Genomic DNA, 10422 nt, shown 5'->3' on the forward strand with positions numbered 1-10422 from the left:
GTCGGCGTATCAGGAACTGCTGCTGGAACAGCTCGAACTCGAACTGCTGGAACAGCTGGAACCCGAGCTGCTCGAACAACTGGAGCCCGAGCTGCTCGAACAACTGGAACCGGAGGAGCCGCCGCAGCCCGAACCGCTGCCGCCGCAGCCGCCGCCCGAGGCCCCGCAGCCCGAACCCCCGCTCCCGCCGTCGCTCGCGGCGCACCAGACCACCGGCAGCAGCATGTCCGGGGAATCGGACGACGAGCCGTGGGTGTGGTGGGAGCGCGCGCCCGACTGCGCGGCGGCCAGCCGCGTGCCGCGGGCGGCGGGCACCAGCTGCTGCCGCAGATACGGGTCCCGCAGGCCGCGCAGCCCGAACAGGGCGGTCTGCACGTGCGGGGTCCGGTCGTTCACGTACGCGGAACGCAGCGCCCGCAGTGCCCGCAGCCCCGCCCCGGTGACCCGGCTCCTGGCCCGGACCGAGCCGATCACGCCCACGACGATGCCGATCACCAGCGCGGGCAGCACCTTCACGATGAACGGCACCTGGGCGCCGCTGTCGAGGGCGAGCCCCACGAAGGTCAGCACCAGCGACACCGGGATCAGCAGCGCGCACACGACGGTCTGGACCAGCCCCCAGCGGCGCCGGGTCCGCCCGGATCCGGGCGGGCGGACCAGCCCGCGGTCGGCCAGTACGTCGCCGATCTCCTGGACGGCCGGGTCGCACATGGCGGCGTAGCGCACCTGGTAGAGCCAGCCCGAGGGAGCCCCCGCGTGGGCCTGGAGCACGGCGCGCTCGGCCGGGTCGCCGGCCCGGGCCCCGGGACGCGCCTGGACGATGCCCGGGCCGCCGACCACGAGGCGGCCGTCGCCGAGCATCGAGACGAGCGCGGCGTCCACGACGGTGGCGGGCCCGCCCACCACGAAGGCGGCCTCGGACAGGTCGTGGAGACCGCCCGGGGGTCCCGCCGAGGCGGGACGGCCGCTGCGGGCGCCGCGCAGCAGCAGGAAGGAGGAGACGGCGACGGCGGTCCAGATCGCCAGGGCGAGGAGGTTCATGCCGCCCTCCCCGCGAGCGCGCGGGCCCAGCGGACGACCCGGCGGGGCGGCCGCACCCCGGCCCGTTCCCGCCACCAGGCGGTGAGCCGGCGCCGGGCGGCCGGATCGGCCGGCAGGTCCCGGACCAGCAGGTGTTCGGCGAAGTCCAGCGCGTCCCGCCGGTACCCGGCGGTCATCGGGCGGCCCTTGGCGTACGCGAGGAAGGCCTCGCGGTACGGGCCGCGGCCGCCCAGGAGCCCGGGCAGCTCCGGTGCCACCTTGGCCACCACGTCGGCCCGCTTGGCGGCCAGCGCCCGGCCCTGCACGCGGATGCGCGCGCGGTCGAAGCCCTCGGGTACGGGGGTCCCGGCCACCAGCGCCGACAGCAGCGCGGCCTGCCCGAGCGCGACCCGGGTCCGGGCGGGCTCGGTGGCGACGGGGGACCCGGGCGTGGCGGCGGCCTCCGGCGTGGCGGCGGCCTCCGGGTCGGCCGCGGCCTCCGGCGCGGGCTCCGCCCGGACGCCCGCCGCGGGGCCGGCCGTCACCACCGCCCGGATCGCCTCCAGTTCGCCCGCGAGCTCGGCCTCCGGCGGGAAGTCGTCGTCCCGCTCCAGCAGTACGCCCGGCGGGTCCACCCGGGAGCGGAGCGCGGCCAGCAGGTCGAGCACCACCGGCGGCACCGGGTGCGCGTGCGTGTCGTGCCAGACGCCGCCCCGCTCGACCCCGCCCGCCACGTGCACGTACGCCAGCGCCTCCAGCGGGATCGCGTCCAGGACGGCGGCCGGGTCCTCGCCCCGGTTGACCCGGTTGGTGTGCAGGTTGGCCACGTCGATGAGCAGCCGGACACCGGTCCGCTCGACCAGCTCCGTGAGGAACTGCCCCTCGGTCAGCTCCTCGCCCGGCCACGAGAGCAGCGCCGCGATGTTCTCCAGGGCCAGCGGTACGGGCAGCGCGTCCTGCGCGATCCGTACGTTCTCGCACAGCACGTCCAGCGCGTCGCGCGTGCGCGGCACCGGCAGCAGGTGCCCGGCCTCCAGCACCGGCGAGGAGGTTCGTACGAAGGCGATGTGCTCGGTGACGAGCGGCGCCCCCAGCGCCACCGCCCGTTCGCCGAGCGCCGCCAGCTTCGCGGGGTCCGGCCGGTCGGCGCCGCCGAGGCCGAGCGAGACCCCGTGCGGCACGACGCTCGTGCCGCGCTCGCGCAGCCGCAGCAGTGCCTCGGGCAGGTGGCCCGGGCAGATGTTCTCGGCCACCACCTCGACCCAGTCGAGGCCGGGCAGCCGCTCGACGGCGTCCGCGATCTCCGGCCGCCAGCCGATGCCCACCCCCAGGTGTGCCATGGGCTTCATGTCCCCTCGCCCCCTCTCAACGCATCGTGTGCCGATGTCATGGCCCCGACGGAGTCGAGCCAACCGCAGCAGGGGACGTTCAGAGCAACATTTGAGGTTCCCGCGGACGCCCAGGGTCCTCGGGCCGGCGCCGTCAGAGCCGGGCGCGCAGCGCCGGATGGTCGGCGACCACCGTCGCACTGCCCGGCGCGATCTCCGTGAACCCGGCGTCGCGGACCACCGGCAGCCCGCTTCCGCCCAGTTCCGCCCACCGCTCGCGCGGCGCCGTCCGTACGGCCAGCCGGAAGCCGGACTCCCGCCAGGCGGCGCGCTCCGCACCGGTCAGCTCCCACCACGCCAGCTGCGCCGCGTGCCCGGCCTGGGCCATCGCCTTGCCGGCCGACATGTCGAGGCCGGGGTTGAGCCACAGCACCGGCAGCTCCGGGTCCCCGACCGCGGCCACCGGCTCCGGATCGTCCAGATCGGTCCCCGACACCTGGAGCTTCGCGAGCTCCTTGGGCCAGCCGTCCAGGGGCACCGGCGGAAAGACCCGTACCTCCGAGGTGTCACCGTGCACCGTGACACCGGGCAGGGTCTGCGCCTTGCGCCACTCCGCCCCGCGGGCGCGCCGGACCACCTTGCGGATCCGCGCGTCCTGCCAGTCGCGGACCGCCTCGGCCCACTCGCCCTCGCCCCGCGCCCGCTCGTCGGTGAGCAGGACCAGCACCGCGCGGGCCGCCGTCTCCAGGGCGTCGGTCCGGGCCGGCGGCTCGGCCTTCTCGATCCGGACCACCAGCGGCAGGACGAACTGCGGGGCCTCGTCGCGCAGGGCGTGCTCCTGCCGGAAGGGGCTGTCCGCGCCGACCGCGGGCACGTCGGAGATGTCGTTCGTGTGCTGGCTGCTCATCCCGCCAAGGATGCCAGGCTCCACCTCAAGGAGGATGCCCCGGGTGCTCGCCGCGGGTGAGGATCGGCGGCATGAAGAGTGATCTTTTCGCGTCCGAGAACCTGGCCCAGGCCGCCGTCACCCCTGGCATGAGCCTGCAGAACGCCAAGTCCGTCAAGTACAACGTCAACGGTGAAATGCTGGCCCGTCAGGGCTCGATGGTGGCCTTCCGCGGCAACCTCCAGTTCGAGCGCAAGGGCCAGGGCATAGGCGGCATGCTCAAGCGCGCCGTGACCGGCGAGGGCCTGGCGCTCATGTCCGTACGGGGCCAGGGCGAGGCCTGGTTCGCCCACCAGGCGGGCAACTGCTTCATCATCGACTTCGAGCCGGGCGACTCCCTCACCGTCAACGGCCGCAACGTGCTCTGCTTCGACCCGACCCTGTCCTACGAGATCAAGATGGTGAAGGGCGCCGGCATGACCGGCGGCGGCCTCTTCAACAGCGTCTTCACCGGCACCGGCAAGCTCGCCGTGATCTGCGACGGCAACCCGATCATCATCCCGGTCACCGCCCAGGCCCCGGTCTACGTCGACACGGACGCGGTCGTCGGCTGGAGCGCCCAGCTGGAGACCGGCCTGCACCGCTCCCAGTCGGTCGGCTCGATGATCCGCGGCGGCTCCGGCGAGGCCGTCCAGCTGATGCTGCGCGGCGAGGGCTTCGTCATCGTCCGTCCGAGCGAGGTCACCGAGACGGCGGCCGCGCACTGAACCTCATGGGTGTGGGCCGGGCGTTACGGAGGGCGCCGGCCCTGGGTGCTGCGCGGGGTCTCGCTGGAACTGCCGCCCGGCACGCTGGTCCGGACCGAGGGCGGCAACGGCGGCGGCAAGTCCACCCTGCTGCGGCTCGTCGCCGGGATCGACACCCCGACCGAGGGGCGGGTCGACGGCCGCCCGCGCCGCACCGCCTGCGTCCCCGAGCGCTTCCCGGCGGCGCTGCCGCTCACGGCCGCGTCCTCCCCGGCCCACGGTGCGCTGTCCGCCCTGGTCGCGGGGGCGTGCTCGGGCGCGCTCTGGCGCCGTACCGCTGCCGCTCACGGCCCTCGCGGGTCGCGGGCGCGGCGGCCTGTCATATCAGCGCGCGGCGGGGGTGGGTACGCTCGTGGACATGGACCAGCCGGACGAGACCGCGCCGACCACGCCGAGTGAGCCGACCGCGTCGTACTGCCCCGCCCCCGCCGCCCCGGTGGGGCGGGTGGACGGGCCGCCGTACGCGGACTGCCTGGAGTGCGGCAAGCCCACCGAGTACGGGGTCGCCACGCCGGGCGTGGTGCTCTGCCCGGTGTGCGAGTGGCAGGACGCGCAGCGCACCGCCTGTTCCGGATGAGGGGCCCGGCCGTCCCCGGCCCGGTCACTTCCCGATGAGCTCGGAGACCTTCACGAAGCGGTAGCCGCGCTTGCGCAGCTCCGGGACGATCTTGCGGATGGCCTCCTCGGTGACGGGGGCGGCGCTGCGCGTGCAGTGCATGACGACCACCGAGCCGGGCTTCACCCCGGTGAGCACCTGTTCGGCCACCGCGTCGGGGTCCTTCGCGAAGGCGTCCCCGCTGACCACGTCCCACTGGACGGCCGTGACCTTGGCCGTGGACAGGGCCCGCAGCGCCTGGTCGTCGTAGCAGCCGCCGGGGAAGCGGAAGTACGGGACGGTGTTGACGGCCCCCGCCTGACGGAAGGCGGCGAAGGCCCGGTCCACGTCGGCGCGGGCGGCGGCGCCGTCGAGCGCCGGCAGCCCGTAGCAGGGGGACTTGAAGGCGTGGTGGCTGTACGAGTGGTTGGCGATCTCGAAGTTCGGGTCGGTGCCGATGGACTTCGCCTGGTCCGGGTACTCCTCGGCCCAGCGGCCCGTCATGAAGATCGTCGAGGGCACCTTGAGCGTGCGCAGGGTCGAGATCAGCTGCGGGTTGTCGAAGTGTTCGCCGTCCGCGGCGCGCGGCCCCTGGTCGGAGGTCATGTCGGCGTCGAAGGTCAGCGCCACGGTCTTGTCCGTCCGCTGCGTCGCCCGCTCGAAGACCGGGGTCAGGCCGTTCGGGCCGGGGGCCAGGGTCGGGGCCTTGGCGGGCGCACCGGCCTGCGGGGCACCGGCCTGCGGGCTGGGGGGCGCGCTGTTCGGGGAGGACGCGGTGGGCGTGCCGGGGGCCGAGGCGGCGGGAGTGCCCAGGCGGGCGTCGCGTCCGGCGTCCGGCGCGGCGCCGCCCCCGCAGCCGGCGAGGGCGGCACCCAGCACCGCCGTGACAGCCGCGGCGGCTACTTTTCGTACGGAAATGGTCACGTACGCAAACTATATGACTATCCGACAAACGAGCTGCCCGACAGGCGGTCACGCGGGTGTGGAGTCATACAGTCATACGAATCAAGGGTCAGTGCCAGGGGCCCGTCACGGCGAAGGTGGTGCCCGGGGTGTACGCGTTGACGTACATCGTCCGCCCGTCGGGGGAGAAGGCGACCCCGGCGAACTCCCCCCACTCCGGGGCTCCCGGCTGCCCGATGTCCTGGGCGTTGCGGGCCACCGGATAGACCTCGCCGCCCGCCGTCACGCCGAAGACGTACTGGGCGCCGCCGCCGTCCTCGCACACCATCAGGCCGCCGTCCGGGGCCAGGCAGATGTTGTCGGGGGAGTCCCCGGGCAGCGCGATGTCGGCGGCCGGCCCGAAGAGCACGTCCAGCCGCAGCCGGGCCCGGCGCGGATCGTAGAACCACACCTGCCCGTGGTGGTCGTCGGCGGCACCCTCGCCCGTGCGGGCGAAGCTGGACACGAAGTGGACGCCGTCGCCGCCCCAGTAGCAGCCCTCCAGCTTCTGCGCGTGGGTGATCCCGCCCGGCCCGAAGTCCTGGAGCCGGACCGGGGTCGAGGCCGCCGACGGATCCGGTACGGGCACCCACTCCACCGGGAACTCCGCCCCGGGCTCGTCCACCACCGCGAGGTCCGCGATCCCCGGTACGCGCAGGGCCTCCAGGGCGCCTCCCGCCCGCAGCGAGCCGAGCCCCCCGAGCGGCCGCGCGGGCAGGAAGCGGTAGAACAGCCCGAACGGCTTGACGAAGGCGTCCTCGGTCTCGTAGACGACCCCGCGGTACGGGTCCACGGCGACGGCCTCGTGAGCGAAGCGGCCCATCGCGGTGAGCGGGACCGCGCCCGAGCGGTGCGGGTCGGCGGGGTCCACCTCGAAGACGTAGCCGTGGTCGCGGGCGTAACCGGAGGTGCCCGCGCGGTCCTCGGTCTCCTCGCAGCTCAGCCAGGTGTTCCAGGGGGTGCGGCCGCCCGCGCAGTTGACGGCGGTGCCGGCGAGGGCGACCCGCTCGCCGGTGACCCGCCCCGCCGCGTCCAGCTCCAGGGCGGTGCAGCCGCCGAGGGCCTCGGGGTCGTAGGTCAGCCCCGGGACCGCGGGGACGCGCAGGGCTGCGGTGGTGCGGTTCTCGTGGTTGCGGACCAGCCGCACGCGGCCGCCGCCGGCGTCGAAGGCGGCCATGCCGTCGCAGTTGGCCGGGACGGTGCCCTCGCCGGAGCGCAGCGGACCGCCCGCCCGCGAGAGCACCCGGTAGCCGAACCCCGCGGGCAGGTCGAGCAGCCCGCGCGGGTCGGGGAGCAACGGCCCGTACCCGCGCCCGGCGCGGGCGGCCAGGGCGGCGGGGGAGCCGCCGGCGAACAGCGCGCCGAGCGTCCCGCTGAAGGCGATCGCGCCGGCGGCGAGCAGGCTGCGTCGGGTGACGGACATCGGCGGCTCCGGGCGGTGTTCGGCAGCGGTGTTCAGGAAGGGCTCCGGGGGTGGCGCCGGGGACCGTGTCAGGGGCGGACGGTGCCCGGAAGACAGGTCACCGCCGGGTTGAAGGTCTGGAACAGGCCGCCGGGGTTGTCCTTCCAGAGCCACAGCTGCAGGGCGTAGTGGACCGGCTGGCCGGGGAAGTTGCCGGGCTTGGGGCCCTTGAAGGGGACGCCGAACAGCGTCGGGCGGTCATCGTCCGTGGTCAGCTTCTGGTCGCGGTCGTAGACCAGCCACTGGACTCCGACGAGGCGTTTGCCGCCGCGCCCGTCGTCCTCGTAGTACAGCGCGGCGGGCTTCGCGGGGTCGAGGGAGTTGTCGTACGCGTGATTGAAGTGCGGGTAGCCGAGCGCGCCCGTTCCCCCCGCCTTGTCGACGACGCAGTACTTGTCGGGCTTGTAGCCGGCCGCCACCCCGTTGGCGTGCACCTGGTACTTGGCGGTCGCCTTGTACACGATGGCCCGGCCGGCCACGGCCCGCCCGGCGCCACCGTCGGCGCCGGCGCCGGGACGGGGCGAAACGCTGGACGAGGCGGGGGCGGCGGCGACGGCCGCCAGGGCGAGCGAGGCGGCTGCGGTGAGGGCCAGGGCGAGACTGCGGGCCATGCGCGGGCTCCTTGCGACGGGCTGGCGAGAGATCTCCTACCCCTTCCCCGGGCGGTGGCGCCCGCCACACACGCGGCCCCGGACGGCCGACCGCCGATCGGCTGAGGGCCGGCCGGACCCCGTGCGCGGACGACCTCGTGCCCGGGCCCGGGGGCCTCACTCGAACGGGAACGGCGCCGTTTCGCGACGCACCCGCACGGGGAACCGGTGTGTCCGCAGAAGACGAGTGCGAGCGAGTGCGACGGAGGGTGCGGAACATGGCGCAGCAGGATGCGGCACCGAACGGCGGCGGAGAGCTGCGGGACATCGTCGCGGCCGTGTCCAGGGGCGCGCCCGAGTACCGGCAATGCCCCCACCCGATGTACGCCGCCCTGCGCGAGCAGGCCCCGGTCTGCCGGCTGACTCCGCCGCACGGGGTCGACACGTACCTCATCACGCGCCACGACGACGCCCGCGACGCACTGTCGGACCCGCGCTTCAGCAAGAACATGCGCGGCGCCATCGACACCTACCACGCCGTGTACGGCAGCTTCTTCGACGCGCTCGACGACAACGTGCTGTTCTCGGACCCGCCCCGGCACACGCGGCTGCGCCGCATCCTGCGCAGCGCCTTCACCCCCCGGCGGGTGGAGGAGATGCGCCCGCGGATCACCGAGATCGCCGAGGGCATCCTCGGCGAGTGCCGGAAGGCCGGCACGGTCGACCTGATGGCCGCGTTCGCGTTCCCGCTGCCCATCGCGGTCCTGTGCGAACTGATGGGCATCCCGCAGGAGGACCGCCCGGAGATCCTGGAGCAGTTCGCCGTGGTGACGCGCTCCCGGTTCGATCCCCGCAAGCGGGCGGAGCTGAAGGTGGCCGAGGAGCGACTGCAGCACCGGCTGGAGCGGCTCATCACCGACACCCGCGAGCACCCGTCGGACTCCTTCCTCAGCGACCTCATCCAGGCGGAGGAACGGCTGGAGGACCCCGAGCTGGTCGCGTCCCTGTGGGTGCTGTTCTTCGCCGGCCACAAGACCACCGCGTACCAGATCGGGAACTCCGTCCTCAACCTGCTGCTCCGCCCCGACCAGGCGGCGAAGCTCCGCGAGGACCCCCGGCTGATCCCGCGGGCGGTCGAGGAGATGCTGCGCTTCGAGGGTTCGGTGGAGACGTCGACCTTCCGGTACGCGGCGCAGGACGCCCGGATCCGGGACACGCTGATCCCCGAGGGCTCCCTGGTGCAGATCGCGATCTCCTCGGCCAACCGGGACCCCGCAAAGTTCGACTCCCCGGACGACCTGGACGTGACGCGCGAAGGACTCCAGGGGACGCACCTGGGTTTCGGACACGGCACCCACTACTGCCTGGGGGCGCCGCTGGCGCGGCTCGAACTCGAGATCGCGTTCGCCTGCCTGCTTCGGGAGTTCCCGGACATGGAGCTCGCGGACGCGGAGGAGACCAAGGGGGCGTGGCTCAAGGGGCCGGTGGCGGCGTTCCGGGGCCTCGAACACCTCCGGATCGTCCTGGAGCCCTCGCGCCCGGACGCAGACCCCGGCGAGCCGACCCTGGCCTCCGTGGCCTCCGGAAAGTAACCCAGACCCGATGGGCGGTGGATCGGCATGACGGATTCCGTGAGTACTCCCGCGCTGCGCCTCCTGGGCACGCCGGCGGACGAACTGCGCATCGCCGCGGTGGGCACCAGTGAGGTCATCCGCGTCGGGCGGGGCCCCGCAGCGGGCCCGGACGCGGCGCGCGCGGTCCATTCGAAGATCGACATGCATCACCACTACTGCGCGCCGCAATGGCGCGAGTGGGCCGTGCACCACGGGCTGATCACGCAGGAGCAGCTGCCCCCGTGGACGCGGCTCGGCATCGAGGACGCGATCCGGTTCATGGACGGGGCGGGCATCACGACCGCGGTCCTCAAGCCGATGCTGCCGGCGCGCTACCGGTCCTCGGCGCAGCTGCGCGAGGCCGTCAACATCACGCTGCAGTCGATGATCGAGGTGGCGACCTCGCATCCGGGCAGGTTCTCGTACTACGTGCCCCTGTTCCTGGACGACCCGGAGGCCTCGTCGTGGGCCGTGCGCCGCGGCCTCGGGCGGCTCGGCGCCGTCGGGGTGAACGTGACGGCCAACTACGGGGGCGTCTACCTCGGGGATCCCGCCTACGACCGGCTGTTCCACGAGCTGAACGAGTTCTCCGCCGTGGTGGACACCCACCCGCACAACCTGCCCGGCTGCCCGCCCGGTGCGTCGAGCGTCCCCGGCATTCCGAACTTCATGTGCGATTTCCTGCTGGACACCACGCGGGCCGCCGTGAACATGATCAGCAGGCGGACGCTGGACCGGTTCCCGGACATCTCCGTCGTCCTGCCGCACGCCGGCGGCTTCCTCCCGTACATCGCCACGCGGCTTCAGGCCCTCGGACGGTTCTGCGAACCGAGCGTGGAACCCGCCGCCGTCCGCGATCACCTGAGCCGCTTCTACTACGACACGGCGGGCCCCATGGCGCCCGCGGCGACCCTGCTGGAGCACGTGCCGGCCGATCACGTCCTGTTCGGCACGGACTGGCCCGCCGCGCCCGCCGACACGGTCACGGACCTGGCGCTGCCCGCTCTGGAAGCGGACCCGGCCTTCACGCCGGAGCAGCTGCAGGGCATCTACCACGGGAACGCGCTGCGCCTGATCCCGCAGCTGGCGAACGCCTGACGGGGGTGGGGGGGGGGGGGGGGGGGGGGGAGCGCCCCCGGGGGAGGGGGGGGGAGGGGGGGGGGGGTGGGGGGGGGGGTGT

10 protein-coding genes and 1 pseudogene are annotated in these 10422 nt (G+C 74.1%); 5 read left to right on the forward strand and 6 right to left on the reverse strand.

Annotated features, from left to right (window positions below; genetic code table 11):
- Positions 1-9: 9 nt before the first annotated feature.
- The 3 genes from ACZ4VT_RS15905 to ACZ4VT_RS15915 form a co-directional block, all read right to left on the reverse strand.
- The gene (locus ACZ4VT_RS15905; RefSeq protein ID WP_467949993.1) at positions 10-1041 is read right to left on the reverse strand and encodes a TIGR04222 domain-containing membrane protein; all 1032 of its coding nucleotides are present in this window, start codon (positions 1039-1041) and stop codon (positions 10-12) included.
- Positions 1038-2369 carry an MbnB/TglH/ChrH family RiPP precursor modification enzyme gene (locus ACZ4VT_RS15910; protein WP_467949995.1) on the reverse strand — a complete coding sequence of 444 codons (1332 nt, stop codon included), beginning with the start codon at positions 2367-2369 and terminating at the stop codon, positions 1038-1040. The genes ACZ4VT_RS15905 and ACZ4VT_RS15910 overlap by 4 nt, the downstream gene beginning before the upstream one ends.
- A 133-nt stretch (positions 2370-2502) precedes the next feature.
- Positions 2503-3255 (reverse strand): peptidyl-tRNA hydrolase, encoded by a 753-nt coding sequence (locus tag ACZ4VT_RS15915; RefSeq protein WP_467949996.1) that lies wholly within the window; start codon positions 3253-3255, stop codon positions 2503-2505.
- Positions 3256-3326: 71 nt separating this feature from the next.
- On the opposite strand from ACZ4VT_RS15915, the gene ACZ4VT_RS15920 reads away from it, so the two are divergent.
- The 3 genes and pseudogenes from ACZ4VT_RS15920 (at position 3327) to ACZ4VT_RS15930 (ending at position 4617) form a co-directional block, all read left to right on the forward strand.
- Positions 3327-4001 carry an AIM24 family protein gene (locus ACZ4VT_RS15920; RefSeq protein ID WP_467949997.1) on the forward strand — a complete coding sequence of 225 codons (675 nt, stop codon included), beginning with the start codon at positions 3327-3329 and terminating at the stop codon, positions 3999-4001.
- Positions 3998-4245, forward strand: a pseudogene (locus ACZ4VT_RS15925) (ATP-binding cassette domain-containing protein); the annotation flags it as partial. The gene ACZ4VT_RS15920 and the pseudogene ACZ4VT_RS15925, both read left to right, overlap by 4 nt.
- Positions 4246-4398: 153 nt before the next feature.
- Positions 4399-4617 (forward strand): hypothetical protein, encoded by a 219-nt coding sequence (locus ACZ4VT_RS15930; RefSeq protein WP_467949999.1) that lies wholly within the window; start codon positions 4399-4401, stop codon positions 4615-4617.
- 24 nt (positions 4618-4641) lie between these two features.
- Here ACZ4VT_RS15930 and ACZ4VT_RS15935 read toward each other — a convergent pair whose 3' ends face one another.
- The 3 genes from ACZ4VT_RS15935 to ACZ4VT_RS15945 all read right to left on the reverse strand — a co-directional run bounded on the left by ACZ4VT_RS15935 (position 4642) and on the right by ACZ4VT_RS15945 (position 7650).
- Complete coding sequence (locus ACZ4VT_RS15935) at positions 4642-5559, reverse strand: polysaccharide deacetylase family protein (RefSeq protein WP_467950000.1); 918 nt, start codon at positions 5557-5559, stop codon at positions 4642-4644.
- Positions 5560-5647: 88 nt separating this feature from the next.
- Complete coding sequence (locus tag ACZ4VT_RS15940; RefSeq protein ID WP_467950002.1) at positions 5648-7000, reverse strand: alkaline phosphatase PhoX; 1353 nt, start codon at positions 6998-7000, stop codon at positions 5648-5650.
- 68 nt (positions 7001-7068) lie between these two features.
- A complete protein-coding gene (locus tag ACZ4VT_RS15945; RefSeq protein ID WP_467950004.1) occupies positions 7069-7650 on the reverse strand; it encodes a hypothetical protein in 582 nt (193 codons plus the stop codon).
- Positions 7651-7907: 257 nt separating this feature from the next.
- On the opposite strand from ACZ4VT_RS15945, the gene ACZ4VT_RS15950 reads away from it, so the two are divergent.
- Together ACZ4VT_RS15950 and ACZ4VT_RS15955 are read left to right on the forward strand one after the other, a co-directional pair.
- Positions 7908-9221, forward strand: a complete 1314-nt coding sequence (locus tag ACZ4VT_RS15950) for a cytochrome P450 family protein (protein ID WP_467950005.1) — start codon at positions 7908-7910, stop codon at positions 9219-9221.
- Positions 9222-9248: 27 nt separating this feature from the next.
- Positions 9249-10340, forward strand: coding sequence for an amidohydrolase family protein (locus tag ACZ4VT_RS15955; RefSeq protein WP_467950007.1), 1092 nt, complete (start codon positions 9249-9251; stop codon positions 10338-10340).
- The last annotated feature ends 82 nt before the right edge of the window (positions 10341-10422 follow it).

This window comes from Streptomyces sp. NPDC029164 (assembly GCF_055563995.1).

Coding starts and splice junctions, on each gene's coding strand:
- ACZ4VT_RS15950 (WP_467950005.1), top strand. CDS start 7,908: ATGGCGCAGCAGGATGCGGCACCGAACGGCGGCGGAGAGCTGCGGGAC.
- ACZ4VT_RS15930 (WP_467949999.1), top strand. CDS start 4,399: ATGGACCAGCCGGACGAGACCGCGCCGACCACGCCGAGTGAGCCGACC.
- ACZ4VT_RS15905 (WP_467949993.1), bottom strand. CDS start 1,041: ATGAACCTCCTCGCCCTGGCGATCTGGACCGCCGTCGCCGTCTCCTCC.
- ACZ4VT_RS15910 (WP_467949995.1), bottom strand. CDS start 2,369: ATGAAGCCCATGGCACACCTGGGGGTGGGCATCGGCTGGCGGCCGGAG.
- ACZ4VT_RS15955 (WP_467950007.1), top strand. CDS start 9,249: ATGACGGATTCCGTGAGTACTCCCGCGCTGCGCCTCCTGGGCACGCCG.
- ACZ4VT_RS15920 (WP_467949997.1), top strand. CDS start 3,327: ATGAAGAGTGATCTTTTCGCGTCCGAGAACCTGGCCCAGGCCGCCGTC.
- ACZ4VT_RS15940 (WP_467950002.1), bottom strand. CDS start 7,000: ATGTCCGTCACCCGACGCAGCCTGCTCGCCGCCGGCGCGATCGCCTTC.
- ACZ4VT_RS15915 (WP_467949996.1), bottom strand. CDS start 3,255: ATGAGCAGCCAGCACACGAACGACATCTCCGACGTGCCCGCGGTCGGC.
- ACZ4VT_RS15945 (WP_467950004.1), bottom strand. CDS start 7,650: ATGGCCCGCAGTCTCGCCCTGGCCCTCACCGCAGCCGCCTCGCTCGCC.